Origin of the sequence: Streptomyces sp. NPDC008137 (assembly GCF_042957035.1) — a bacterium.
Taxonomy (GTDB): Bacteria; Actinomycetota; Actinomycetes; order Streptomycetales; family Streptomycetaceae; genus Streptomyces.
In genome coordinates this window covers 313,083-339,844 of sequence record NZ_JBIBHN010000001.1, presented here as the reverse complement: position 1 = coordinate 339,844, position 26,762 = coordinate 313,083, and the positions used below count along the sequence as shown (strand labels likewise).

Below are 26,762 nucleotides of genomic sequence, written 5' to 3'. Positions count from 1 at the left end.
ACCGGATCGGAGCGCGGCCGTGGCCGAAACAACGCGATGGTAGGTTCCGGCAAGTGGTGAGCGCAGCAACGATGCCCCGGACCCAGCTGAGCCGGGTCACCCTGATCGGCGAGCGACGACGAGCCGACCTGGTACTCCCGTCCGACACGCCGATCGGCCAACTGCTTCCGGACATACTCCAGTTGCTGGACGACCGGGCCGCCGCCCGGCCGACCACCCGGCAGCTGATCACCTCCGACGGCTCGGCGCTGCCCCATGACGCGACGCTGTCCTCGGCCGAGGTGCCCGACGGTGCCGTGCTGCGCCTCGTGCGGGCCCATGCCGCGCCGCCGGCGCCGGTCGTGCACGACGTCACCGACCAGGTCGCGGACGACCTCGACCTGCGGACCTGGCGCTGGCGCCCGGCCGCCCGCCGCATCAGCGCCGGCGTGGCGACCGTGGTGTTCGCCGTGGCCGCGGCCGTCCTGGCCCGGCAGGAGTTCTCACTGGAGTCCCTCACCACGGGGCTCGCGGTCGTCACCGTGCTGTTCCTTCTCGCCGGTGCGGCCATCGCCAGGGTCGGCGACGGCAACCAGGGCCTGGCCACCGCTCTGCTGCTGGCCTCCGGCGGGCTCGGCCTGCTCACCGCCTGGACCGCCGCCGACGCCTACGACTGGGGTGGAACGGCCCGGCTGGCCGGGGTCGCCGCCGCACTGGTGATCACCCTCGTACTGCTGTCCTACTGTTCGCCGCTCGGCAAGGGCGGACTGATCGGGGCCGGTGCGATCGTGGTCGTCGCCCTGGTGTGGGAGGCGGTCGCCCTCCTCCAGGACCGGGCGGACCGGATCGGCGCCGTTATGGCCGTGTTCTCCATCATCCTGCTGGGGCTGCTGCCCCGGTTCGCACTGATGGCCTCCGGACTCACCGCGCTGGACGACAAACGCTCGACGGGGACGTCCGTGAGCCGCCACCAGGTCGCCAACGCCCTCGCCGCCACCCACCGCGGGCTCGCCCTCGCCACCATCGTCACCGCGGCGTCGGCCGCCCTCGGCGGCTGGATGCTGACCACCGCGAAGGAACCGACGGTCTGGACGGTCGGCCTCGCCTCCCTCGTGGCAGTCGTGCTGCTGTCCCGGGCCCGGGCCTTCCCCCTGGTCGCCGAGGTCGTCGCGCTGTTCGCGGCGGCGGCGTTCCTCGTCGTACGCCTCGCGGTGCTGTGGCTGGACCACGCCGGGGGCGCCGGAGCCCTGGTGCTGCTGGGTGCCGCGGCACTGTTGCCGCTGCTGGTTCTCGGCATCGAGCCGCCCGATCACGTACGGGTCCGGCTGCGCAGGTTCGCCGACCTGATCGAGTCCCTGGGCGTGATCGGGCTCTTCCCACTCGCCATCGGGGCGTTCGGCATCTACGGGCAGCTGCTCAACAAGTTCTGAGGCTGCGAAGACCAGACGCCCACCCGCTGTCGCTCCCGCGGAACGGCAGGGCGGGGCGTGGCAGGAGAGAAGGGCGACATGCCGAGCGGGGACAACTGGCAGAACGACGTGCTGCGCGACCTGAGGGGCGGCACGCCTCAGCGGAGTGCCGTGCAACAGGGCGGACAGACACCACACACGCCCCAGCAGGCGCAGGAGGGCACGGCCGGTCCGTACCCCCAGGGGCAGGGGCAAGGACCGGCACCGGGCTACGGCTACCCGCAGCAATACCAGCAGCCCGTTGCCCCGGATCAGCAGTACGCGCAGCAGCCGATGTACGCCGAGCAGTACGCCGCTCAACAGCATGGCCAGCAGCCGCACCCCCAGGCCTATGCCCACCAAGCCCATCCGCAGCAGCAGGCCTACGCCGAGCAGCAGGCTTACGTCGAGCAGCAGGCCTACGTCGAGCAGCAGGCATACGCCGAGCAGTACGCCGCCCAGCAGCAGGCCTCCTCCGGCCAGACGCAGCCGCAGTCCGCCCAGCAAGGCCCGAACCAGAGCCGGCCGCAGCAGTACGCGGAGTCTGCCCCCGCCCCGCGCGCCCGCACCTCACGCTCCGCCCCGGACAGCCGCCCGGTCGTCGACAAGAAGCTCCTCGGTGCGGACACCGGACCCCGGCGCGGAGAGCCGTTCGCCGCCCGCGCCCTGCGGGCGGTACGCCGTACCGTCGCCTCCTCGGCCGCCCGTGAGGTCGCCGAGACCACCGCCACCGCCGAGACACTGCAGCAGCCGGTCACCACCGGCCGGCAGATCGCGGTGACCTCCATCCGCGGCGGCTCGGGCAAGACGACGGTCGCAGCGCTGCTCACGGCCACCTACGCCCACTACCGCCAGGACCCGGTCCTCGCCGTCGAGGCCGATCCCGCGCTCGGCTCGTTGCCGCTCAGGCTCGGCGCGGAGAGCCTGCGCTGGACCACCGGCGATCTCGCCGATGTCGTCGAACCGCAGATGACGCTCCTCGACATCACCGGATATCTGGTGCAACTCCCCGAGAACGCCTGGCTGTTGCCCGGCAGCCAGGGGCAGGTCGGGGCCATGCTCGACACCAAGGGGTACGAGCGGATCATGGTGGCGATGCGCCGCTACTTCGGCGTGACCGTGGCCGACTGCGAGACACTGCCCGCCGAGGTCGCCCGCACCGCGCTGTCCGCCGCCCAGGCCCGCATCCTGACGGTGCCGGCCACGCTCGACGGAATCGCGAGCACCCACGCCGTCCTGGAGTGGATGTGCGGCCTGCCCCGCGACATCACCACCTCCACCGTCGTCGTGCTCACCAAGACCGTGCCGCACACCGGCATCGACCTCGAGAAGGCGGCCGAGCAGCTGAAGGCGACGGGGGCCAGTGTGTGCGTCCTGCCCTACGACCGCCATCTGGCGGCGGGCGGCACCATCCGCACCGAGCTTCTCGCGCGGGACACCCGGCAGGCCGCCGCCCGTCTGGCGGCCGAGGCCTTCCAGCTCTCCCACAGGCGCCGCTGACATCGCCCTGCGCGAAGGGACCTCGAGGACTCACAGGACAAGGCAGCAAGATGAGCACCCGACTGATCCACCGGCCGGCCCGCACCACACGGCCCCCGGCCGCCCCCGAAGCGCGCACCATCGAGGCGCCGCCCAACCTGCCGGACGGCAAGACGGGCTCGATAGCGACCGCGCTGCTGCCCGTCGCGGGTGTGATGTCCTCCGTCGTGATGATGACGGTCGTGCGCAACAGCCAGTTCGCGGGGCTGGGCGCGATCATCCTCGTCGTCACCATCCTCGGCTCCCTCGTCATGGTCTTCTCGCAGCGAGGAAAGGCCCAGCGCACGCGCCGTACCCAGCGCGAGGCCTACCTCTCCTACCTGGAGGACTTGCGGGAGGAGCTGTCGAAGGAAGAGCGGGAGCGGCGTGAGAGCACCCAGGTCCTCAGCCCTCCGCCGGACGCGCTCTACGACATCGTGCGCGACCCGGCCCGGTTGTGGGAGCGGCGCCGCATGGACGCGGACTTCCTGCGGGTACGCGTCGGCACCGGCGAGATGCCGGTGCGCGATCTGAAGGTGGCCCCGCCGGGATCGTCCGTGCTCACCCCACCCGACGAGTTCATGCTGAACGAGGCCTCCGCCCTCGTCGCCCGCTTCGGGAACGGGACCGAACTGCCGCTCACCGTCCCGCTCGACCGCGTCGGCAACATCACCGTCATCGGCCGCCGCGAGGACACCCTCCGGGTCGCCCGCGCGTTGATCGCACAGGCCGCGGCGACCCACGCGCCCGACGACGTGGCGATGGCTCTGGCCGTACCCGGCGACCGGATCGGCGACTGGGAATGGACCAAGTGGTTGCCGCACCTGCTCGAAAGCGACCAGTTCGACGGACCCGTCGCCGCTCGCCGGTTCGCGCCCTCCCTGCCGCAGCTGGCCCGGCAGATCGGCGGCGAGCTGCGCCGCCGTGCCTCGTACGCGGCCGAGGTGCGCCGCGGTCTGTCCGGCAAGGACGCCCTGGCCATGACCTCCCGGCTGCTCGTCGTGGCCGACGCGCACGGCGACGACGCGGTGGACCTGCCGCGACCCGATGACGCGGTGGGCCTGCACGACATGAGCGTCACCGTGCTGCACCTGCTCGACCAGCGCGTCCAGGAGCCCGGCAGCGTCGGGGTCCGCATCACGGTCGACGGCGAGCGCGTCGTCATCGAGGACCTGCGCGCGAAGGAGCCCATCAGCGCGCACGGCACGGTCGACGAGATCGGTGTCCCCTTCGCCGAGGGACTCGCCCGGATGCTCGCCCCGCTCCGCCTGTCCGCCGAGTCGATGGCCGACGCACCGCTCTCCGGCCCGGTCGACTTCGCCGACCTGCTCGGTATCGACGACGTCGCCGGGCTCGACCTGAGCCGACTGTGGGCCCCGCGCGGTGAACGGGCCTTCCTGCGGGTGCCGATCGGCGTGAGCGACGCCAAGGAACCGGTGCTCCTCGACCTGAAGGAATCCTCCGAACTCGGTATGGGACCGCACGGCCTGTGCGTCGGCGCCACGGGTTCCGGCAAGTCCGAGCTGCTGCGCACCCTGGTCCTCGCCCTGGTCGCCACCCATCCGCCGGAGGACCTGGCCATGGTCCTCGTCGACTACAAGGGCGGCGCCACTTTCGCCCCGTTCGCGAACCTGCCGCACGTCTCCGGCGTCATCACCAACCTGGAGAACCAGGCCGGCCTGGTCGAACGCGTCCACGCGTCCCTCGCGGGCGAGGTCAAGCGCCGTCAGCAGGTGCTGAAGGACGCGGGCAACGTCGCCGACATCGGCCACTACGCCGCGCTGCGCGCCGAGCGGCGGCCCGACCTGGAGCCGCTGCCCCACCTCTTCGTCGTGATCGACGAGTTCGGCGAACTCCTCACCGCCAAACCGGACTTCATCGACCTGTTCCTGTCCATCGGCCGGATCGGCCGGTCCATCGGTGTGCACCTGCTGCTGTCCAGCCAGCGCATCGAGGCCGGCAAGCTGAAGGGACTGGAGACCTACCTGTCGTACCGGCTGGGCCTGCGCACCTTCTCCCCGGACGAGTCCCGTACGGTCCTCGACACCACGGATGCCTTCCACCTGCCCCCGCTGCCCGGTTTCGGCTACCTCAAGGTCGACACCAGCCACTATGAGCGGTTCAAAGCCGGCTATGTCTCCGGCGCCTACCGAGGCCCCGTCCGGCGCGAGACCGAGGACACCGGGCCACTCGTCCTGGAGTACGAGGCCTACAACACCCTCGGCCGGGAAGACAGCGCCTCCCCCGAGGAGCCGCAGATGCGGCGCCGGGAGACCGGACCCACGGAGATGGGCGTGATGATCGACCAGCTGGAGCGCTCCGGTGCCGGCTCGGTCCGCCAGATCTGGCTTCCGCCGCTGCCCGCCGCGGTCCCGCTCGACAAGGTCGCCGGCGCCGTCGAGGTGGGTCCGCGCGGCATGCAGTTCGCCCGGCGCCGCGGCCCGCTCCAGGTACCGCTGGGCCTCCTCGACGATCCGACCAGGCAGTGGCAGGGCCAGTGGTACCTGGACCTCACGCTCGCCGGTGGTCACGCCGCGATCATCGGCGGTCCCCAGTCCGGCAAGACCACCCTGCTGCGTACGCTCGCGCTCTCCCTGGCCCTGACCCACACTCCGCAGGAGGTTGGCGTCTACGGCCTCGACCTGGTCGGCGGCGGCCTGCAGGCCCTCTCCGGGCTGCCGCATGTCGGAGGGATCGCCGGCCGCGCGGACCGGGAGCGTGCCGCCCGCACCATCGACTCGGTGCGTGCCATGCTCGACCAGCGCGAAGAGCTCTTCCGCGTCCACAACATCGACTCGCTGGAGCAACTGCGCACCCTGCGTGCGGCGGGACGGGTGCCTGAACTGGCCAGCACCGAGATCGTGTTGCTCATCGACGGGTTCGGCGCGCTGCGCGACGACTTCGAGGACCTCGACGACCCGGTCGTGGACATCCTCAAGCGGGGCAGCGGCTACGGCATCCACGTCGTCGCCGGCATGCTGCGCTGGAACGACGTACGCATCGCCACCCAGTCCCAGTTCGGCACCCGAGTGGAACTGCGCCTGAACGACCCGAGCGAGTCCAGTATCGACCGCAAGCTCGGCGAGACCCTCTCACCCGAGGAGAAGGGGCGCGTCCTCCTCGACCGCAAGCTCTTCGCCCAGGTCGCCCTGCCCCGCACCGACGGCCTCGCCGACACCGCCGACCTCGGCGCGGTCCTGGAGACCACCGCCCGCACGATCCGCGCCACCTGGACCGGTGAGGTCGCCCAGCCCGTCCGCGTGCTGCCGCACGTACTGGAGGCGCGCCAGCTGCCCGGCCCCGCCGCGGAACCGCGCCGCGTCCCGATCGGCCTGGACCAGACGCGGCTGGCCCCCGTCCTGCTCGACCTCTTCCACCGCGACCAGCACCTGCTGATCATGGGCGACAGCGAGTGCGGCAAGACCAACCTGCTCAAGGTGATCGCCCAGAGCCTGATCGAGCGCCACGGAGACCACGAACTGGTCTTCGGCGTCTTCGACCCGCGCCGTGGCCTGCGCGGCGTCATCCCGGAGGAGTACCGGGGCGGTTACGCCTACAACACCAAGCTGTGCGCCGGCCTCGCCGCGGGCATCGCCGCCGAACTGGACAAGCGGCTGCCCGACGAGACCGCCGACGGCGCCGACCTGGAACCGGGCAGCTTCTCCGGCCCGCGGATCGTGATCCTCGTCGACGACTACGACGTCCTCACCACCGCGGGGCAGCAGCCGCTGGCGCCCTTTGTGCCGTACATCCCGTCGGCCGTCGACATCGGACTGCACTTCGTCCTCACCCGCCGAGTCGCGGGGGCCTCCCGGGCCATGTACGAGCCGTTGCTGCAGGGCCTGCACGAGTCCGGTGCCTCGGCGCTGGTGATGGCGGGGGACCGCGGCGAGGGGCAGCTCTTCTCCGGCGTGTACGCCAGTCACCAGCCGCCCGGCCGCGGCGTGCTGGTCCGCAGGGGCGAACCGAGTCGGCTCATCCAGACCGTCTACCAGGGGACCAGGTGAACGCGTGACGAAGGATGTCATCGCCCTCACGAAGAAGATGCCCGACCCGCTCAGTGTCCTCGCGGGCCTGCTCTCCGGCGGCCCGGACCTGTTGGTGGGTGCCGAGGGCGAAGGGGCTGTGGTGCAGCTCTGCGACCCACAGGGCCGGCCGCTCGTCTCCGTGGAGGCGCCGCTGCTCGTGCAGGTCAGGGGAGAGGCCGAGAGGCTGCTCGGGGCGCGCGAGCCCGAGGTGCCGTACTGGTGGACCGAGGCCCGCGCCACGACCGGGGTCAAGGAGGCCGAGGAACTCGCCGGAACCTTCGCCGCCCGCATCGCCACGCTGGTCGGTGGCACGGCCTGGCCGCCGCAGACCGCGTGGTCGCTGGCCGTGGTCAAGACGGACGGGATGACCGTGGCGCCGGCTCCGGCCGCCGCCCAGCCCGCCGTGGACGTGCTCACCGACAAGGTCGCCGTCGTCATCCAGGACCGCCCCGTGGTCGCGATGACGGCCTGGCTGTCGGATGCGTTCCGTGCCGTCGCGAACGCCGGTCTCGGCCTTCAGATCGTCACCCCGGCGGGCACCCGCCTCTCCCCGGCGGTCCGGGGCAGCCTGCCGGGCTGGCCCTCCCGCTGGGTGGTGCAGGACGAGCGCGACGGCTACTACGACGGTCTGACCGGAGCGGTCCTGCGGTGGAGCGACGGCCTGTTCGTGACGGTCGATTCGCCGGAGGCCACCCTCGAGGATCCGCGTACACCCATCGCCGCGTCCTTCCAGCCGGAGACCGGCGACACGGGTGAGCGCCAGCTGGCGATCTCCTTCCGCGCGGTCCACCCCGCCGACGACCGGCTCGTTCTCGGCGGTGCCGTGGAAGCCGTCTGGCAGGAGATCACCGGTGAGCCGCCGGCCGGCTGGGGCACCGAGGAGCCCGCCAACCTCCCTTGGTCCCTGCGGCAGTTGACCGATGTGGCGCACGAGCGCGCACCCGAACCGACCTGGCTGGTGGTCGTCGGCACCCCGGAACGTCCCGGTCTCGCTACGGTCCGCATCACCCGGACTCAGGGCGGTGTCGAAGAGGACGTCACGATGGTCTTCGGCTACGGGCCGGGCGAGCAGGTCCCGACGGACTCCGTGGCCGCCGCTGCGGAGGCCCTGGCCACCCGGCACGATCTGCAGTCCATGCTGGTCCAGATCCGCCGGGCCCGCCGGGACCTGTCCGTCCCGCCCCGCTTCGAAGGCCCCGGCGTGCCCTACGCCTTCGTCCTGGGTGCCGAGGAGGTCCGCGCGATGCCGGGTGACCGGGCCCGCCGCACCCCGCTCGCCGAGGCCCCGCGGGAGCTGGGCCCGAAAACCCGTCCGGCGCTGTACTACGCGTTTCCGGGCAACCCGTCCGACCTGTCGGGCTGGCAGGACTTCGAGCACTTGATGAGACACCTGAAGGGCAACTAGTCCCGCCGCCCCGCCGACGCCGCGACCCCGTCGGCAAGCAGACGGCCCCGCACTCTCCGATGAGTGCGGGGCCGTCCGTACGGGGACAGGTGGGGTCAGCCCACCGCAACCTTCTCGCGTTCGCGCCGCTCGGCACTCTGGCGCCCGCGGGCGACCTCGGCCGCGTCCTGCTTGAAGGCCCACGCCATCTTCGGCTCCATCGCGAACCGGAACATGCGCTGCACCGGCTTGGTGCACAGCACCGTCACGACGGCGGCCGCGAGGACGGTCATGGTGATCTGCCCGGCCGGCTGGTGGAACCAGCTCGCCTCGAACCAGCCCTGGTAGTCGCCGGCCTTCACGAGGAAGCCGTGCAGCAGATAGCCGTAGAGCGTGCCCGCGCCGAGCGCCGTGAACCACATGTGGCGGCGCGGCACCCAGGCGAAGAAGCAGGCGGTCAGCACCAGCGAGCAGCCGAACATCGCGAGCACCATGACCGGGCCGGCCCACCACGGCGCGCCCAGTTCCTGCGCGGCGTCACGGTGGTAGAACCACGCGGTGTTCATGCGCGGCACGGCCCACCAGCTGAAGGCGAGCGCGGCGGCGAACACGGGCACCGCGGCGATCCGCACCGAACGGCGGCGCACCATCTGGAAGTGCTCGGGCTTCATCACCAGGCCCAGCACGAAGAACGGCAGGAACTGCAGGACGCGCTGGAGGTCCAGGTCGTCACCGATCGACGGGGTGACGGTCGCCAGCATCGCGAGTCCGAGCGCGATCGGCAGCGGCCAGCGCACCAGGTTCCAGATGGGGGTGGTCAGCCGCCAGATGAACAGCGCGACCAGGAACCAGGTCAGGTACCACGGGTCGAGGAGGCTGATGTCCTGACCCGGGTCGTCGTCGATCCACCGCTTGAAGAGCGGGTAGGCCGTCTCGAAGATGATGTACGGCACGGCCACGCCCGTGATCAGGCGCTTGAGCCGGTCGGGCCGCATGTCGAAACTGCGCGAGAAGTAGCCGGAGATGAGGATGAACGCCGGCATGTGGAACGCGTAGACGACCTGGTACGCCGCCTCGAGTATCCGGCTGTCGCCCTTGAGCGGCTCCCAGACATGGCCCATGGCCACGAGCACGATCGCGAGGTACTTCGCGTTGTCGAAGAACGCGTCGCGCTGCTTGCCGTTCTGCTTCTTCTGGGGGCTCTGCGGCGAGCGCGGGCTCGGCACTCCGCCTGCCGGCGACTGTGCCGGGGGAAGTGGCGCCTTGCGGTCGCCGTTCGGTCGCAGCGAGTTCGTCACAGACCCTCCCACCAGGAACTCGGGGAGACGATCCGGGACCTCGCTGCACTTGCGGGGGACGAGGCAGCGTGGAACATCTGAGGCACCCTAGCCTTCCCTGCGGCTATTCGTAAAACGCCGGACGTCATTCCTGGCTATTCGCTGTGGGTACCCCGGATTTCGGGTAGTTGACGTCCCTGTCGACGTGATGACCAACACATCTTCGGCATCGAGTTGCGCCCGTCACAGGTGCCCTGCTTGTCGTGATACTTCCGGACTAAGCGGCGCATAAGACCAGCAGGCGACTCCAGCGGAATGTCCGCTTCAGCGCTCTTCGCAAGCCTCTCCGCAGGGTTGTTGAGGAGCCTTGGGCAGCAATTCGAATTAGCTGCGAACGCGTTGTGTGGAGACGGAAACGATCCGGCCCAATTCCCTGTGCGGGTGGTACATCGAATTGCCGTACGAGTCCCTGCTGTCGAGTCCCCTCCCACACGCGGTGTACACGGGCCCGGACGACACGGGTGCGGTCGATGCGTCACCGGCCGCATAGCCCGGCCGCGTTGGTGGCACGATGGTTCTGGCGGGGGTGTGCCGAGGCGCGCTCCCGGGCCGGGAGAGCGGACCGACCGAGGGTGTGATCAGTTGTGGCCATTTCACTGTCTGTGGTGCTGCTGTTGGCGATCATCCTTGTGGTGTTGCTGAGAGGGGGATCCATCAAGGCGGGTCCCGCGATCGTGGCGGTCCTCTTCGGCTTCTTCCTCGCCTCGACCGGCATGGCCCCGTCCATCCAGCGCTTCCTCAACTCGATAGCGGAGACGGTCAACTCCATCAGCTTCTGACCGGGCCGCTGCCGCGGGCCCCGGGAGCGTGCGGTTACTCTCCTCCCGACGGGACGGTGCGTGACGGGGGGAACGTACGGGGATGGCGCTGCGCGATTCTGACCCCGCGGAGGTGGGCGGCTACCGCATCGAGGACCGCCTCGGCTCCGGCGGCATGGGTGTCGTCTACCTCGCCCGCTCGGCCTCCGGCCGGCGCCTCGCCGTCAAGGTGGTGCACGGCCAGTACGCCGACGACGACGAGTTCCGCGCCCGTTTCCGCCGCGAGGTGGCCGCGGCCCGCCAGGTCAGCGGCGCCTTCACGGCCCCCGTCGTGGACGCGGACGCCGACGCGTCGCGCCCCTGGATGGCCACGCTCTACATACCGGGCGCGGACCTCGGCACCCACGTCCGTGAGCACGGCCCGCTCTCCGTGCCCCGGCTCCGTGAACTCGCCGCCGGCCTCGCCGAGGCACTGCGCGACATCCACCGCGCCGGAGTCGTCCACCGCGATCTGAAGCCGGCCAACGTGATGCTCGCCGAGGACGGCCCTCGCGTCATCGACTTCGGCATCTCCCGCGCCGCCGAGTTCGCCGCCGCCGACGTCCTCACCCAGACCGGCCGTGTCATGGGCACCCCGCCCTTCATGTCGCCGGAGCAGTTCTCCGCCCCGCAGGACGTCGGCCCGGCGGCCGACATCTTCTCCCTCGGCTCGGTCCTCGCCTACGCCGCCACCCGCCGCGGCCCCTTCGACAGCCCGAGCCCCTACGAGACGGCCGTCCGGGTCGTCGAGGGCGAACCGGCCCTCGACGGCGTACCGGACGAACTGCTCCCCTTCGTACGCCTCTGCCTGGAGAAGCACCCCAAGTCCCGCGTGACCGCCGACGAACTCCTGACCCTGCTGCGCGACGGAGACCGGGCCGCCCTGCTCCCGGCAACCGGGGAACTGAGTGGGGTTTTGCCCCGGCGCGCGCCCGAGACCACGCCGCAGCGCGACACCCCGCTCGCCGACCCGCCGCCCGAGCCCGCCCGGCCGCGCGGCAGCCGAAGACGCCGCTACCTCCTCGCCGCGGCGGCCGCGACGGCCGTGGCCGCCGTACTGGCCGCCGCCACCATCGTCCTCGGCGGCGCCCTCTCCCGCGACGGTGAGCCCGGCCCCTCGGGCTCCGCGGCCCCCAGCGACCTCCCCGAGGGCTGGCGGTCCTGGGCGACCGCCGCGAAGGCCCCGAAGGGCAGCGAGCGAGTCCTGGGCGGGGCCGACAGCGCTCTCAAGGGTTGCGCGGCCATCGACAGCTCCCTCGTGTGCGCAGGCTCCGGCCTCATGGCGACCCGCTTCGATCTCGCCGACGGCCGCAACACCTGGGGCCGGCCCGTGGACCCCACACCCGACGGCTCCTCCAGCGACGCCGGCGCGCTCATCGGCACCGCCGGCAGCCGTGTCTACGCCTACGAGGCAGAGGACGGGGAGACGACGGCCGGCCCCCGGTTCAGCTACACGGTGTACGCCCTGGCCGCCGACACGGGCGAGGAGCTCTGGCGGACCCGCACCGGTACCGGCGAGATGGCGAGCGTCCCCGACAGCACGCAGGACGCCGCCACGACCGTCCCCGAGGGCGTCGTCACCTTCTACGGCTCCCAGGGCGACCGCTACGCCCTGCTCGACGCCGAGACCGGCGACGTCCGCTGGAGCCGCCCCAAGCCGCATGCCCCGGGCGCCTCGGCCGACTGCCTGCTGCGCTCGGCGGCCGGCAACGCCTACCTCCTCTGCGCGATCGGGCTGTCGGAGCAGTCGGAACAAGGAGCCTCCAGGACCACCGTCTCCCAGATCGACCCGGCCACCGGAAAGGCCCGCTGGACCGTCGAGGCCAAGGGCGCCCAGTACCTGCTCGGACAGCACGACGGAAGCCTGGTTCTCGCGGACACCGGCTCCACGGGCCGCGGCCTGACGCTGATCGACGTCTCCTCGCGGGTGCTCACCGTGCGACGGCTCGCGGAGCCCCGGCCCGAGGACGCGGACGCGTACCTGGTCCGCGGCACGGTCTACTTCACGCGCGACAGCGGCGGCGTCCGCGCGGTCTCGCCCCGCACCGGCCGGACCCTGTGGGAATCCAACTCGAGCGTGGAGAAACAGGGGCCGCCCACAGCCTCCGCCACCCACGTGTACTTCGCGTCCCCCAGCGGCCGTCTGGCCGCCCTGGACGCCGGTAGCGGCGAGGTCACGGGCACCCGGCCCGGCCGCGACGACGGCGGCAGAACCGACAGCATGCTCCTCACCTCGGGCGCCCCGCTCGTCCTCGTCGGCGACGCCCTGTACGTCCCGTACGGCGTCCGCTCCGTCTACACGGTGGACGTACGCGACCTCTGAATCCTCGGAACACCGGTGAATCCCTGGAACACCGGTGAGAAACACCTCGGGCCCGGTTCCGAAGAACCGGGCCCGAGCCGTTCAGAGCGGGCGACGGGAATCGAACCCGCGTAGCTAGTTTGGAAGACTAGGGCTCTACCATTGAGCTACGCCCGCACGCTGCGCGCTGCTGGTCGGGTGACCGCGGCACGCAAGCATCGTAGCGGGTTGTGCGCCCTCGTCGCACACCGCATTCGGATCCCGGCCTTCCCGGCGCGGACGCAGCGGAAATGCGGCGGCCGTACGGCCTCGCGCCATGTACCCTACGTGTCGCACCAGACGGGGTGTGGCGCAGCTTGGTAGCGCGTCCGCTTTGGGAGCGGAAGGCCGTGGGTTCAAATCCCGCCACCCCGACCAGCCGGCAGATCATCTCGAGTCATCCCGGGTGATCGTCTTCCGGTCACTCATGTGATCGCCTTTTGGGCGGTGTAGTCGCTGCCGTTACTATGCAAGCTGCACGCCCGTGTGTCATCAGCGTCTGAAGTCTCCGGGCGGCGAAATCCGCCGGGCCGCTCTGGCCCCGGCAGAACCCAAGAAGTCAGCCACAAGGAGACCGAACCGTGAAGAGCGCCGTGGAGACCCTGAACCCGACTCGGGTTCGGCTCACTGTCGAGGTGCCCTTCGAGGAGCTCAAGGACAGCCTCGACGCGGCGTACAAGAAGATCAACCAGCAGGTCACGGTGAAGGGCTTCCGCAAGGGCAAGGTCCCGGCCCGGGTCATCGACCAGCGGTTCGGCCGCGGTGCGGTGCTGGAGGAGGCCGTCAACGACGCGCTGCCGAAGTTCTACACCGACGCGGTCAACGAGGCCGAGCTGAACCCGCTGGGCCAGCCCGAGGTCGACATCACGGAGCTGAAGGACGGCGAGACGCTGAACTTCACCGCCGAGGTCGACATCCGCCCGTCCATCGAGATCCCGGACTACTCCGGCATCGAGGTCGAGGTCGACGCGGTCGAGGTCACCGAGGAGGACGTCGACAAGGCGGTCGAGGAGCTGCGTGAGCGCTTCGCCTCCACCGCTCCGGTCGAGCGTGCCGCCGAGGACGGCGACGTCGTGACGATCGACCTGGAGGCCAAGGTCGACGGCGAGGTCCTGGAGGACGGCGTCGCCGACGGCGTCTCCTACACCATCGGCTCCGGCGAGCTGCTGGACGGCATCGACGACGCCGTGAAGGGCGTGGAGGCCGGTGGCGAGGCCACCTTCACCTCCGAGCTCAAGGGCGGCTCGGCGGCCGGCAAGGAGGCCGAGGTCACCGTCAAGGTCACCCAGGTCGCCAAGCGTGAACTGCCCGAGCTGGACGACGAGTTCGCGCAGCTCGCCTCCGAGTTCGACACCATCGAGGAGCTGCGGGCCGACAGCCGCAAGCGCCTGGAGAACATGAAGCAGTACGACCAGGCCACGCAGGCCCAGGAGCGCGTCCTGGAGAAGCTGCTCGAGCTGGTCGAGGTGCCGGTCCCGGACAAGCTGCTCGAGGACGAGGTCAACACCCGCAAGCACAACCTCGAGCACCACCAGCTCGGCCAGATGGGCCTCGACCTCGAGAAGTACCTCGAGATCCAGGGCAAGACGGCCGAGGAGTTCGACGCCGAGACCAAGGAAGCCGCGGTCAAGGGCATCAAGACGCAGTTCGTGCTCGACGAGCTCGTCAAGCAGGAGAAGCTGAACGTCAGCCAGGAGGAGCTCACCGAGCACCTCATGCGCCGCGCCGCCTCCTCCGGCATGTCCCCCGACCAGTTCGCCCAGGCCGTCGTCGAGGGCGGTCAGGTTCCGCTCCTGGTCGGCGAGGTCGCCCGCGGCAAGGCCCTGGCCGTCGTGGTCGAGAAGGCCACGGTCAAGGACACCAACGGCGAGGTCGTCGACCTGGACGACGAGGAGGACGAGACCGAGGCCTCCACCGAGGAGACCCCGGCCGAGGCCGCCGAGTCCACCGAGGAGAAGACCGAGGGCTGAGCCCCCGGCTCCGACTAGGTCACAGGGAAGGCCCTGGGGTGCGAACCCCAGGGCCTTCTTGCTGCCCGTGGGGGCAGCGCGCCCCAGGGGCGCGGGGAACTGCGCGGCAAGCCCCCACGCACCCGCAGCCGCCCACGGCCCGAAACCGCCCCCGGCCCAGCCGCGCGGCGCTACGCCCCCGGCGAACACTCCCATCTCCGGGATTCCCCGAAGGGACCCGCGCGTTAGGGTCCATGAATACGAGGGCAGTGGAGTCCCCGAACGGCTCCTAGCCCCTAGGGAAACGTGAGACGGCCCGGCGCCGTCGTAAGACGAGCAGGTGGATACGTGACGAATCTGATGCCCTCAGCCGCCGGCGAGCCCTCTATCGGTGGCGGCCTCGGCGACCAGGTCTACAACCGGCTGCTCAACGAGCGGATCATCTTCCTCGGCCAGCCGGTCGACGACGACATCGCGAACAAGATCACCGCACAGCTGCTGCTCCTTGCCGCGGATCCCGACAAGGACATCTACCTCTACATCAACAGCCCCGGCGGTTCGATCACGGCCGGTATGGCGATCTACGACACCATGCAGTTCATCAAGAACGACGTGGTGACGATCGCCATGGGTCTCGCGGCCTCGATGGGCCAGTTCCTGCTCAGCGCGGGCACCCCCGGCAAGCGCTTCGCGCTGCCGAACGCCGAGATCCTGATCCACCAGCCCTCCGCCGGCCTGGCCGGCTCGGCCTCCGACATCAAGATCCACGCCGAGCGGCTGCTGCACACCAAGAAGCGCATGGCCGAGCTCACGTCCCAGCACACGGGGCAGTCGGTCGAGCAGATCACCCGCGACTCGGACCGCGACCGCTGGTTCGACGCCTTCGAGGCCAAGGAGTACGGCCTCATCGACGACGTCATCCCCACGGCCGCAGGTATGCCGGGCGGCGGCGGCACCGGGGCCTGAGAGGTCCCCACGGGGCCTGTGGCGCCCCGTGAGGCCCCCGGAGCCCTCCCGGGCCCCAGCGACCCCAGACAGCCCCAGCCGACCGCCTCAGCCCTTTTCAGGAGACACCGTGAACCAGTTCCCCGGCAGCGGGATCTACGACCGTATGAACGCCGTGCAGGACATGAGCGGCTCGCAGGGCCGCTACACCGGCCCGCAGGCCGAGTCCCGCTACGTCATCCCCCGCTTCGTCGAGCGCACCTCCCAGGGCATCCGCGAGTACGACCCGTACGCGAAGCTCTTCGAGGAGCGCGTGATCTTCCTCGGCGTCCAGATCGACGACGCCTCCGCCAACGACGTCATGGCGCAGCTGCTGTGCCTGGAGTCGATGGACCCCGACCGTGACATCTCGGTCTACATCAACAGCCCCGGCGGCTCCTTCACGGCGCTCACCGCGATCTACGACACGATGCAGTACGTGAAGCCGGACATCCAGACGGTCTGCATGGGCCAGGCCGCCTCCGCCGCCGCCGTCCTGCTGGCCGCCGGTACGCCGGGCAAGCGCATGGCCCTGCCGAACGCGCGCGTTCTGATCCACCAGCCGTACAGCGAGACCGGCCGCGGTCAGGTGTCCGACCTGGAGATCGCCGCGAACGAGATCCTGCGGATGCGCTCGCAGCTGGAGGAGATGCTGGCCAAGCACTCCACCACGCCGGTCGAGAAGATCCGGGACGACATCGAGCGCGACAAGATCCTCACGGCCGAGGACGCGCTGAGCTACGGGCTGATCGACCAGATCATCACCACCCGGAAGATGGACAACTCGAGCCTGCGCTGAGGCGAGAGGCTGTATCGTCTGCCGCCCCTTGGCACGGTTTGGCACGGTGCACGTCAAAGTGAACCGCGCCAAGGGGGGCCCGAACGAGGGGCCCGGCAAGGTACCGTCGGACATAAGGCTGCACCAGGAGCCGTTGGACGTCGCGTCGACGTCCAGTCGTCTCCCAGGCGAAGGGGAAGCACACCGTGGCACGCATCGGTGACGGCGGCGATCTGCTCAAGTGCTCGTTCTGTGGCAAGAGCCAGAAGCAGGTCAAGAAGCTCATCGCAGGGCCCGGTGTGTACATCTGCGACGAGTGCATCGACCTCTGCAACGAGATCATCGAGGAAGAGCTGGCCGAGACCAGCGAGGTCCGCTGGGAGGAACTCCCGAAGCCTCGCGAGATCTACGAGTTCCTCGAGGGGTACGTGGTGGGCCAGGAGGCCGCCAAGAAGGCCCTCTCCGTAGCGGTGTACAACCACTACAAGCGCGTCCAGGCCGGTGAGAACGGCGGGGGCAACGGCCGTGACGACGCCATCGAGTTGGCGAAGTCCAACATCCTCCTCCTCGGCCCCACGGGCTCCGGGAAGACCCTCCTCGCGCAGACCCTCGCGCGCATGCTGAACGTCCCCTTCGCGATCGCCGACGCCACGGCGCTGACGGAGGCGGGATACGTCGGCGAGGACGTCGAGAACATCCTCCTCAAGCTGATCCAGGCCGCCGACTACGACGTCAAGAAGGCCGAGACCGGGATCATCTACATCGACGAGATCGACAAGGTCGCGAGGAAGAGTGAAAACCCCTCGATCACGCGCGACGTGTCGGGCGAGGGTGTCCAGCAGGCCCTGCTGAAGATCCTGGAGGGCACCACGGCCTCGGTCCCGCCGCAGGGTGGCCGCAAACACCCCCACCAGGAGTTCATCCAGATCGACACGACGAACGTGCTGTTCATCGTGGGCGGTGCCTTCGCCGGCCTGGAGAAGATCATCGAGTCCCGGGCGGGTGCCAAGGGCATCGGCTTCGGCGCGCAGATCCGCTCCAAGCGCGAGATGGAGTCCAAGGACCAGTTCCAGGAGGTCATGCCGGAGGACCTGGTCAAGTTCGGCATGATCCCCGAGTTCATCGGCCGGCTCCCGGTCATCACCTCGGTCCACAACCTCGACCGCGAGGCCCTGCTCCAGATCCTCGTCGAGCCGCGCAACGCGCTCGTCAAGCAGTACCAGCGCCTCTTCGAACTCGACGGCGTGGAGCTGGACTTCGAGCGTGAGGCCCTTGAGGCCATCGCCGACCAGGCGATCCTCCGCCAGACCGGCGCGCGCGGCCTGCGCGCCATCATGGAGGAGGTCCTCCAGGGCGTGATGTACGAGGTCCCGTCCCGCAAGGACGTCGCCCGGGTCGTCATCACGGCGGATGTCGTCCAGTCGAACGTCAACCCGACGCTCATTCCGCGGGATGCGCGGGGGCGCGGGCCGGGCGAGCAGAAGACGGCGTAGTCACCCACCGCACGCGAAAGGCGCCCAGCACAGCCGCTGGGCGCCTTCGTCGTTGTCCGCGTCAGGCCGGGACGCGGACTTCCTTGCGGGCCTTGGTGGTGAGGTCGATCGCCACGTCCTTGGTGACGCCCCGCGCCGCCTCACCCGGTGACACGAGGGCGATCGTGCTGTAGTCGGCCCACGCGCAGAACCAGTTGGTCTTCTCCTTCTTGGACAGCTCGTCCCGCCCCTTGACCGACTGGCACTTCATGACCGCGCCGTCGAGATCCGCCTCCTCGGGCTCGCCGATCAGTTCGGGCTTGGTGGACCCGGACGCGGCCTCCTTCTCGGACGACTTCTTGAAGTTGGCGAGGAACAGGTCGAGCGTCGCCTCCGGATCGGAGATCTCGCCGTAGGCACCGGCCACCGTGAGTGTCTTGGCCGACGCCATCTTCGCCGCGGACGACGGATCGTCGGGGTCGTAGTCGCTCATGTCCACGTTGGAGTAGAGGGCCGCCGACGTCTTGGCGTTCTTCACGCCGCTCTTCTCCAGCTCCGACTTCTCTTCGTCACCGGTGGTCTGCCCGTCCTTCGTGGTGCGCTTGTACTCGCTGAGCACCGTCGCCGGGGTCGACAGCTTGTGCGGCCCGTCGTCCTCCAGACCGCCACCGCCCCCGCCGATCACGAAGTACGCGCCCACAGCGAGGGCCGCCACGACCGCGACCGCGCCGAGGATGATGCCCGTCTTCTTCTTGCCGCCGCCCGGCGCCGGGGGCTGCGGGACGCCGTACTGGGGCTGCTGACCGTAGGGCGGCTGCTGGCCGTACGGGGGCTGCTGGCCGTAGGGGCCGGGCTGCTGGGGCGGGGCGCCCTGCGGGTAGCCGTAACCGGGCTGGGGCGGAGGGGCCTGCTGAGGGTAGCCGTAGCCGGGCTGGGGCGCCTGCGGCGGCTGGCCGTACGGGCCCGGCTGGCCGTACGGACCGGGCTGCTGAGGCTGCTGCCCGCCGTACGGGCCCGGCTGGTTGTAGCTCATGTTCTGGGTTCCCCTCCAGATGCTTATGTGTTCCGGACATCCTGGCGCAGACCCGTCGTGTGCATGGCATCGGGGTCCCCGCCGTTACAAAGCGAAACGAGTTTCGGGACGGGGGAGTGACACCCCTAAACTGACCCCCGTGACCGAGAACGCTCAGCAGCAGCCACCAGCGCCCAGCACCGACCTGCCGACCCAGTACGCGCCGGCCGACGTAGAGGGGCCGCTGTACGAGCGCTGGGTGGAGCGGGGTTACTTCGAGGCGGACGCGAAGAGCGACAAGCCGCCGTACACCGTCGTCATCCCGCCGCCGAACGTCACGGGCAGCCTGCACCTCGGGCACGCCTTCGAGCACACCCTCATCGACGCCCTGACGCGTCGTAAGCGCATGCAGGGCTTCGAGACGCTCTGGCAGCCGGGCATGGACCACGCCGGCATCGCCACGCAGAACGTCGTCGAGCGGGAGCTGGCGAAGGAGGGCAAGTCCCGGCACGACCTGGGCCGTGAGGCCTTCGTCGAGCGGGTCTGGCAGTGGAAGGGCGAGTCCGGCGGGCAGATCAGCGGACAGATGCGGCGGCTGGGCGACGGTGTCGCCTGGTCCCGCGAGCGCTTCACCATGGACGAGGGCCTCTCCCAGGCCGTCCAGACCATCTTCAAGCGGCTCTACGACGACGAGCTCATCTACCGCGCCGAGCGCATCATCAACTGGTGCCCCCGGTGTCTGACGGCCATCTCGGACATCGAGGTGGAGTACCAGGACGACGACGGCGAGCTCGTCTCCATGAAGTACGGCGACGGGGACGAGACGATCGTCGTCGCCACGACCCGCGCCGAGACGATGCTCGGTGACACGGCCGTCGCCGTTCACCCCGGTGACGAGCGGTACAGGCACCTGATCGGCAAGCTGGTCAAGCTGCCGCTGACCGACCGTTCCATCCCGGTCGTCGCCGACGAGCACGTCGACCCGGAGTTCGGCACGGGCGCCGTCAAGGTGACCCCGGCGCACGACCCGAACGACTTCGAGATCGGCCAGCGCCACGACCTTCCGGCCCTGACGATCATGGACGAGCACGCGGTCATCACGGCGCACGGCCCCTTCCAGGGCCTGGACCGGCTGGAAGCGCGGTCGGCGATCGTCGCGGCCCTGCGCGCCGAAGGGCGGATCGTCGCCGAGAAGCGGCCCTACGTCCACTCCGTCGGCCACTGCTCGCGCTGCAAGACCACCATCGAGCCGCGGCTGTCCATGCAGTGGTGGGTCAAGGTCGGTCCGCTCGCGAAGGCCGCCGGTGACGCCGTCCGCGACGGACGCGTCAAGATCCATCCGCAGGAGATGGAGAAGCGCTACTTCGACTGGGTCGACAACCTCCACGACTGGTGCATCTCGCGGCAGTTGTGGTGGGGTCACCGGATTCCGGTCTGGTACGGCCCGAACGGCGAGGTCGTCTGCGTCGGCCCCGACGAGGAGCCGCCCGGCACCGAGGCCGAGGGCTGGCGCCAGGACACCGACGTCCTCGACACCTGGTTCTCCTCCGGCCTGTGGCCGTTCTCCACGATGGGCTGGCCCGAGCAGACCGAGTCGCTCGCGAAGTTCTATCCGAACTCCGTCCTGGTCACCGGCTACGACATCCTCTTCTTCTGGGTCGCCCGGATGATGATGTTCGGCCTCTACGCCATGGACGGCACCCCGCCGTTCCACACCATCGCCCTGCACGGCATGGTCCGCGACCAGTTCGGCAAGAAGATGTCGAAGTCCTTCGGCAACGCGGTCAACCCGCTGGACTGGATGGACAAGTACGGCAGCGACGCGCTCCGGTTCACCCTGGCGCGCGGCGCCAACCCGGGCGTCGACGTCCCGATCGGCGAGGACTGGGTCCAGGGCTCCCGCAACTTCGCCAACAAGATCTGGAACGCGACGCGCTTCGCGATGATGAACGGCGCGACCGTGGACGGCCCGCTGCCGGACCCGGCGAAGATGTCGTCGACCGACCGCTGGATCCTGTCCCGCCTCAACTCGGTCGTCGCCGAGGTCGACGCGTTCTACGAGGACTACCAGTTCGCGAAGCTGTCCGACGCCCTGTTCCACTTCGCGTGGGACGAGGTCTTCGACTGGTACGTCGAGCTGTCCAAGACGACGTTCCAGGCGGGCGGCGAGGCGGCCGAGGTCAGCAAGCGGGTCCTCGGCGAGGTCCTCGACGTCACGCTGAAGCTGCTGCACCCGGTGGTCCCCTTCGTCACCGAGACCCTGTGGACCACGCTCACCGGCGGCGAGTCGGTCGTCATCGCCGAGTGGCCGAGCGACAGCGGTTTCCGTGACAAGGGCGCCGAGCAGGAGATCGAGTCGCTCCAGTCGGTCATCACCGAGGTCCGCCGCTTCCGCGCCGACCAGGGCCTCCAGCCCGGCCAGCGGGTCCCGGCCCGGCTGGCCCTCGACGGCACGCCGTTCGCGGCCCACGAGGCCGCCATCCGGCAGTTGCTCCGGCTCCAGCCGGAGGGCGACGCCTTCACGGCCACGGCGACCCTCCCGGTCGCCGGCGCCGAGGTCGCCCTCGACCTCTCCGGCACGATCGACGTCGCGGCGGAGCGCAAGCGCCTCGCGAAGGACCTCGCGGCGGCGGAGAAGGAGAAGGCCCAGGCGACGGGCAAGCTCGGCAACGAGGCGTTCCTGGCGAAGGCCCCGGATCATGTCGTGGAGAAGATCCGCACCCGCCTCGCCAAGGCGGACGAGGACATCGCGCGGATCCAGGCGCAGCTGGACCGTCTGCCGCAGGCGTAGCGGTTCGTACGGTCGTGAAGGCTCCCGTGCTTGTCAGCGCGGGGGCCTTCACGCAGTTCAGGGGCGCGGGGAACTGCGCGACAAGCCCCCACAATCCCGCAGACAAGGCACGACACAGGCCACCCCCGACCATTGTCACTGCCCCTCCGTAGACTGGGCCCCGTGAGCGAGCTCCCTCCAGACCACAGCGACGACCAGCCCGACCCCCTCGACAACTTCGACGAGATCATCGCGGAGGAGACCACCCGCGACCCCGACCTCGCGGTCATCGAAGCCGGCAGCCGAACCCTCCGCACCCAGGGCGGCCCGCCCGAGGCCGACATCCCCGCCAGGCCCGCCGACCCCGAGGTGGACAAGGCCCTGCGCGAGGTCGAGGCGGAGCTCGCCTCGCGCTGGGGCGAGACCAAGCTGGAGCCGTCCGTCAGCCGTATCGCCGCGCTGATGGACGTCCTGGGCGAGCCGCAGCGGTCGTACCCGTCGATCCACATCACGGGGACCAACGGCAAGACCTCCACCGCCCGCATGATCGAGGCCCTGCTCGGCGCCTTCGAGCTGCGCACCGGCCGCTACACCTCGCCCCACGTGCAGTCGATCACGGAGCGCATCAGTCTGGACGGCGCCCCGATCTCCGCCGAGCGGTTCATCGAGACGTACGAGGACATCAAGCCGTACATCGAGATGGTCGACGCGCAGCAGGAGTACCGGCTGTCCTTCTTCGAGGTGCTCACCGGCATGGCCTACGCGGCCTTCGCCGACGCGCCAGCGGACGTCGCCGTCGTCGAGGTCGGCATGGGCGGCTCCTGGGACGCCACGAACGTGATCGACGGCGATGTCGCCGTCGTCACGCCCATAGACCTCGACCACACCGACCGGCTCGGCACCACGCACGCCGAGATCGCCACGGAGAAGGCCGGCATCGTCAAGCAGGGCGCGACGGTCATCCTGGCGCAGCAGCCGGTCGAGGCGGCGCAGGTGCTGCTGAAGAAGGCCGTCGAGGTGGACGCGACCGTGGCCCGGGAGGGCCTGGAGTTCGGTGTCGTCGACCGGCAGGTGGCCGTCGGCGGGCAGCTGGTGACGCTGCGCGGCCTGGGCGGTGAGTACCCGGAGGTGTACCTGCCGCTGCACGGCGCGCACCAGGCGCACAACGCGGCCGTGGCGCTCGCCGCCGTCGAGGCGTTCTTCGGGGTCGGCGCGCAGCGGGCCGACGCGCTGGACATCGACGCGGTCCGCAAGGCGTTCGCGGCCGTGGCCTCGCCGGGGCGGCTGGAGGTCGTGCGGCGCTCGCCCACCGTGGTGCTCGACGCCGCCCACAACCCGGCGGGCGCCCGGGCGGCGGCCGAGGCGATCGGGGAAGCCTTCCAGTTCAGCCGCCTCATCGGTGTCGTCGGCGCGAGCGGCGACAAGAATGTACGGGGGCTGCTGGAGGCCTTCGAGCCGGTGTTCGCCGAGATCGTGGTCACGCAGAACTCCAGCCACCGCGCGATGGACGCCGACGAGCTGGCCGGTATCGCCGTCGAGGTCTTCGGCGACGACCGCGTCCAGGTCGAGCCGCGGCTGCCCGACGCGCTGGAGGCCGCGATCACGCTCGCCGAGGAGGAGGGCGAGTTCGCGGGCGGCGGTGTGCTCGTCACCGGTTCCGTCATCACCGTCGGCGAGGCCCGACTGCTCCTGGGGAAGGGCTGAGACCCGTGCGTACGCTCTGTTCCTCGACCCTGATCGGCGAGTTCTTCGTCATCGGCTTCGCCGGTCTGGTCGCCATGAAGGACCCCGACCTGTCCATGACGACGGTGTGGACGGTCAGCGGTGTAGCGATGTTCCTGTGCCTGGTGCTGTGCGGCCTGGTGACGCGCCCCGGCGGAGTCGTGCTCGGCTGGGCGCTGCAGCTCGCGCTCATCGCGTCGGGCTTCGTCGTGCCGATCATGTTCTTCCTGGGCGCGATCTTCGCGGCCCTGTGGTGGGCGTCCGTGCACTACGGGCGGAAGGTGGACGAGGCCAAGGCGCGATTCGCCGCCCAGGGGGCCGAGGCGGGTCCTCCGGGTCCCTCCACACCTGACGCTGCGTAACGAGCGCCCCGACACGCCGGGTAATCTCGTCTTTCCGTAAAACCTTGACGCATACCTTGACGCATAGGAGCCCGTCGTGACCCAGCGCACCCTCGTCCTGCTCAAGCCCGACGCCGTCCGTCGTGGCCTGACCGGCGAGATCATCGGCCGCATCGAGCGCAAGGCGGGCTGGCGGATCACCGCGCTGGAACTGCGCACCCTGGACCAGGACACGCTGGAGCAGCACTACGGCGAGCACAAGGGCAAGCCCTTCTACGAGCCGCTGGTGGAGTTCATGGCCTCCGGTCCGGTGGTGGCGCTGATCGTGGAGGGCGAGCGGGTCATCGAGGGGCTGCGCGCGCTCGCCGGCCCGACCGACCCGATCGCCGCCGCGCCCGGCTCCATCCGCGGCGACTACGGCGTCATCGTCCGCGAGAACCTGATCCACGCCTCGGACTCGGAGGAGTCCGCGGAGCGAGAAGTGAAGATCTTCTTCCCGGGTCGCGCCTAAAGCGCGAAGGGCGAGCAAAGTCCGGGAGCGCCGCTCCCGGACTTTCCTGGCATATACGTGCCGATCGAGGGAACGATCGCCCCCGAACGCCCGTCTCCACAAGCGAACCCGCACAGCATCTGCTGACATTGGCGGAGACCCTCCCGCAGTGTTCGCGAAGGCGCGTCTACGATGGAAGCCTTCACGTCACAGCACCCACCTTTGCCTACCTGAAAAGCCCTCAAAAGCTAGTGGGAAGGCCAGACGAATCCTGATGGGGAACTCAATGTCGTTCATCGGCCGTGACATGGCTGTCGACCTCGGGACCGCCAACACGCTGGTGTACGTCAGGGGTCGCGGGATCGTACTCAACGAGCCGTCCGTCGTCGCGATCAACACCAACACCGGTGGCATCCTCGCGGTCGGGGCCGAAGCGAAGAAGATGATCGGGCGCACGCCCGGCAACATCGTTGCCGTACGTCCTCTGAAGGACGGCGTGATCGCCGACTTCGAGATCACCGAGCGGATGCTCCGCTACTTCATCCTGAAGATCCACAAGCGGCGGTATCTGGCTCGTCCGCGGGTCGTCGTCTGTGTGCCCTCGGGCATCACGGGCGTCGAGCGCCGCGCCGTCATCGAGGCGTCGTCCCAGGCCGGCGCCCGCCAGGTGCACATCATCGAGGAGCCCATGGCCGCGGCCATCGGTTCCGGCCTGCCGGTCCACGAGGCCACGGGCAACATGGTGGTCGACATCGGCGGCGGCACCACGGAGGTCGCGGTCATCTCCCTCGGCGGCATCGTCACCGCCCAGTCCATCCGCGTGGCGGGCGACGAACTGGACAACGCGATCATCCAGCACATCAAGAAGGAGTACTCCCTCCTGCTGGGTGAGCGCACGGCCGAGCAGATCAAGATCACGATCGGATCGGCGTACGACCTCGACTCCGACGAGCACACCGAGATCCGCGGCCGGGACCTGGTGTCCGGGCTGCCGAAGACCGTCGTCATCTCCGCGGCCGAAGTCCGCAAGGCGATCGAGGAACCGGTCAACGCGATCGTCGACGCCGTCAAGACGACCCTCGACAAGTGTCCGCCGGAGCTGTCCGGCGACATCATGGACCGGGGAATCGTCCTGACCGGTGGCGGGGCGTTGCTGCGGGGCCTGGACGAACGGCTGCGCCGGGAGACCGGTATGCCGATCCATATCGCCGAGGATCCGCTGGACAGTGTGGCTCTCGGTTCCGGTAAGTGCGTCGAGGAGTTCGAGGCGCTCCAGCAGGTGCTGGACGCCCAGCCGCGCAGATGACATAACTCTTCGATTCCGCCGTACGGGACGATCTCCTCTCGTGCGGCGGATCGTTGATATAGAGGCATAAGCTCCCACAAAGCAGCCCCTCGGGTTTCCCTGGGGCTCCCCCGAATTCCTATGAGGAAGGGCACGGCCGCCGCACGTGAGGGACACACGAGAGAGTCGGCTGCTCCTGGTGCTGCTGATCGCCATCGCGTTCGCTTTGATCACGGTGGACATCCGCGGTGGAGAGGACTCGCCCGTCGACGGTGCCCGGCAGGGCGCGGCGACGGTCTTCGGCCCGATCGAGAGCGGTGTCTCGGCCGCGGTCGACCCGGTCGGCAACGCGGTCTCCGCCATCCGTGAATCCGGCGACCGGCACGACCGGCTCGCCGTGCTGGAGGAGGAGAACGCGGCCCTGAAGGCGAGGCTCGGCAGCGACGACCGCAGCCGCAGCCGCCTCAAGCAGCTCGACAAGATGCTGAAGGTCGCCGGTCAGGGCCAGTACGGCATCAAGGGCGCCCAGGTCATCGCCATCGGCGCCGCGCAGGGCTTCTCCTGGACCATCACCGTCGACGTCGGCGCCAACGACGGCATCAAGCGCGACATGACCGTCCTGAACGGGGACGGACTCGTGGGCCGGGTCACCACCGTCGGGCCCGACACCGCCACGGTCCTGCTCGCCAGCGACCCCGACTTCACGGTCGGCACCCGGATGGAGTCCGGCGACGAGCTCGGCTTCGCCTCCGGGCAGGGCGACCGCCCGCTGCGCGTGGAACTCCTCAACGGCAAGGCGGAGGTGAAGAAGGGCGACCGTCTGGTCACCTTCGGCTCGCAGGCCGACCGGCCGTTCGTGCCCGGCGTGCCCGTCGGCGTGGTCTCGCGTGTCGACCCGTCCGGCGGCGGCCTGACCCGCACGCTCTATGTCACGCCGTACGCGAGCTTCACCAAGCTCGACATCGTCGGTGTCGTCGTCGAGGTCCCGAAGAAGGACCCGCGAGACACAGTGCTCCCGCCCAAACCCAAGCCCACCCCCAGGCCGACGGTGACGGTGACCGTGACGCCGTCCGCCGAGGCACCGGCAGACGGCCAGAACCAGCAAGAGCAGTAGGAGCTGTCACCTC

18 protein-coding genes and 2 tRNA genes are annotated in these 26,762 nt (G+C 70.0%); 17 read left to right on the top strand and 3 right to left on the bottom strand.

Features of this window, described 5'->3' with window-relative positions; all coding sequences use genetic code 11:
* Positions 1-71 precede the first annotated feature (71 nt).
* Genes eccD through ACFZBT_RS01430 form a run of 4 tightly spaced genes read left to right on the top strand, consistent with a single transcriptional unit; the run spans position 72 to position 8,378 of the window.
* The gene (gene eccD, locus ACFZBT_RS01445; protein WP_391097866.1) at positions 72-1,409 is read left to right on the top strand and encodes a type VII secretion integral membrane protein EccD; all 1,338 of its coding nucleotides are present in this window, start codon (positions 72-74) and stop codon (positions 1,407-1,409) included.
* A gap of 57 nt (positions 1,410-1,466) precedes the next feature.
* Positions 1,467-2,927, top strand: coding sequence for a CpaE family protein (locus ACFZBT_RS01440; protein ID WP_391097528.1), 1,461 nt, complete (start codon positions 1,467-1,469; stop codon positions 2,925-2,927).
* Positions 2,928-2,977: 50 nt separating this feature from the next.
* The gene (eccCa, locus tag ACFZBT_RS01435) at positions 2,978-6,952 is read left to right on the top strand and encodes a type VII secretion protein EccCa (RefSeq protein WP_391097527.1); all 3,975 of its coding nucleotides are present in this window, start codon (positions 2,978-2,980) and stop codon (positions 6,950-6,952) included.
* A 4-nt stretch (positions 6,953-6,956) separates the two neighbouring features.
* A complete protein-coding gene (locus tag ACFZBT_RS01430; RefSeq protein WP_391097526.1) occupies positions 6,957-8,378 on the top strand; it encodes a DUF6177 family protein in 1,422 nt (473 codons plus the stop codon).
* Between the two features lie 95 nt (positions 8,379-8,473).
* On the opposite strand, the gene ACFZBT_RS01425 is transcribed toward ACFZBT_RS01430, so the two are convergent.
* Entirely contained in the window at positions 8,474-9,655 is a 1,182-nt protein-coding gene (locus ACFZBT_RS01425) for an acyltransferase family protein (protein WP_391097525.1), read from the bottom strand.
* A 623-nt stretch (positions 9,656-10,278) separates the two neighbouring features.
* Between ACFZBT_RS01425 and ACFZBT_RS01420 the strand changes: the two genes are divergently transcribed.
* On the top strand, positions 10,279-10,473 hold the full coding sequence (locus ACFZBT_RS01420) for a hypothetical protein (RefSeq protein ID WP_215121407.1): 195 nt from the start codon (positions 10,279-10,281) through the stop codon (positions 10,471-10,473).
* An 82-nt stretch (positions 10,474-10,555) separates the two neighbouring features.
* Positions 10,556-12,814: a PQQ-binding-like beta-propeller repeat protein gene (locus ACFZBT_RS01415; protein WP_391097524.1), complete on the top strand. Its 2,259-nt coding sequence runs from the start codon at positions 10,556-10,558 to the stop codon at positions 12,812-12,814.
* A gap of 85 nt (positions 12,815-12,899) precedes the next feature.
* Here ACFZBT_RS01415 and ACFZBT_RS01410 read toward each other — a convergent pair.
* A tRNA-Gly gene (locus ACFZBT_RS01410) sits at positions 12,900-12,970 on the bottom strand.
* 163 nt (positions 12,971-13,133) lie between these two features.
* Between ACFZBT_RS01410 and ACFZBT_RS01405 the strand changes: the two genes are divergently transcribed.
* From ACFZBT_RS01405 to clpX, 5 genes are all read left to right on the top strand, one after another.
* Positions 13,134-13,210 (top strand) — tRNA-Pro (locus ACFZBT_RS01405).
* Positions 13,211-13,413: 203 nt separating this feature from the next.
* Positions 13,414-14,802, top strand: a complete 1,389-nt coding sequence (gene tig, locus ACFZBT_RS01400) for a trigger factor (protein WP_391097523.1) — start codon at positions 13,414-13,416, stop codon at positions 14,800-14,802.
* Positions 14,803-15,141: 339 nt separating this feature from the next.
* A complete protein-coding gene (locus tag ACFZBT_RS01395; protein WP_030818448.1) occupies positions 15,142-15,747 on the top strand; it encodes an ATP-dependent Clp protease proteolytic subunit in 606 nt (201 codons plus the stop codon).
* 109 nt (positions 15,748-15,856) lie between these two features.
* A complete protein-coding gene (locus ACFZBT_RS01390) occupies positions 15,857-16,564 on the top strand; it encodes an ATP-dependent Clp protease proteolytic subunit (RefSeq protein ID WP_391097522.1) in 708 nt (235 codons plus the stop codon).
* A 185-nt stretch (positions 16,565-16,749) separates the two neighbouring features.
* Positions 16,750-18,036, top strand: coding sequence for an ATP-dependent Clp protease ATP-binding subunit ClpX (gene clpX / locus ACFZBT_RS01385; RefSeq protein ID WP_020271910.1), 1,287 nt, complete (start codon positions 16,750-16,752; stop codon positions 18,034-18,036).
* A 61-nt stretch (positions 18,037-18,097) separates the two neighbouring features.
* On the opposite strand, the gene ACFZBT_RS01380 is transcribed toward clpX, so the two are convergent.
* Positions 18,098-19,048, bottom strand: a complete 951-nt coding sequence (locus ACFZBT_RS01380; protein ID WP_391097521.1) for a hypothetical protein — start codon at positions 19,046-19,048, stop codon at positions 18,098-18,100.
* A gap of 139 nt (positions 19,049-19,187) precedes the next feature.
* Here ACFZBT_RS01380 and ACFZBT_RS01375 point away from each other — a divergent pair, with 139 nt between their 5' ends.
* The 6 genes from ACFZBT_RS01375 (at position 19,188) to mreC (ending at position 26,749) form a co-directional block, all read left to right on the top strand.
* The gene (locus ACFZBT_RS01375; RefSeq protein ID WP_391097520.1) at positions 19,188-21,818 is read left to right on the top strand and encodes a valine--tRNA ligase; all 2,631 of its coding nucleotides are present in this window, start codon (positions 19,188-19,190) and stop codon (positions 21,816-21,818) included.
* Positions 21,819-21,980: 162 nt separating this feature from the next.
* Entirely contained in the window at positions 21,981-23,501 is a 1,521-nt protein-coding gene (locus ACFZBT_RS01370) for a glutamate ligase domain-containing protein (protein WP_391097519.1), read from the top strand.
* Between the two features lie 5 nt (positions 23,502-23,506).
* Entirely contained in the window at positions 23,507-23,881 is a 375-nt protein-coding gene (locus ACFZBT_RS01365; protein ID WP_391097518.1) for a DUF4233 domain-containing protein, read from the top strand.
* 76 nt (positions 23,882-23,957) lie between these two features.
* Complete coding sequence (gene ndk / locus ACFZBT_RS01360) at positions 23,958-24,371, top strand: nucleoside-diphosphate kinase (protein WP_184592637.1); 414 nt, start codon at positions 23,958-23,960, stop codon at positions 24,369-24,371.
* Between the two features lie 265 nt (positions 24,372-24,636).
* A complete protein-coding gene (locus ACFZBT_RS01355) occupies positions 24,637-25,656 on the top strand; it encodes a rod shape-determining protein (RefSeq protein ID WP_004001297.1) in 1,020 nt (339 codons plus the stop codon).
* A gap of 145 nt (positions 25,657-25,801) precedes the next feature.
* Complete coding sequence (gene mreC / locus ACFZBT_RS01350) at positions 25,802-26,749, top strand: rod shape-determining protein MreC (protein ID WP_391097517.1); 948 nt, start codon at positions 25,802-25,804, stop codon at positions 26,747-26,749.
* Positions 26,750-26,762 lie beyond the last annotated feature (13 nt).

Coding starts and splice junctions, on each gene's coding strand:
- eccD (WP_391097866.1), top strand. CDS start 72: ATGCCCCGGACCCAGCTGAGCCGGGTCACCCTGATCGGCGAGCGACGA.
- ACFZBT_RS01415 (WP_391097524.1), top strand. CDS start 10,556: ATGGCGCTGCGCGATTCTGACCCCGCGGAGGTGGGCGGCTACCGCATC.
- ACFZBT_RS01395 (WP_030818448.1), top strand. CDS start 15,142: ATGCCCTCAGCCGCCGGCGAGCCCTCTATCGGTGGCGGCCTCGGCGAC.
- ACFZBT_RS01380 (WP_391097521.1), bottom strand. CDS start 19,048: ATGAGCTACAACCAGCCGGGCCCGTACGGCGGGCAGCAGCCTCAGCAG.
- ACFZBT_RS01355 (WP_004001297.1), top strand. CDS start 24,637: ATGTCGTTCATCGGCCGTGACATGGCTGTCGACCTCGGGACCGCCAAC.
- eccCa (WP_391097527.1), top strand. CDS start 2,978: ATGAGCACCCGACTGATCCACCGGCCGGCCCGCACCACACGGCCCCCG.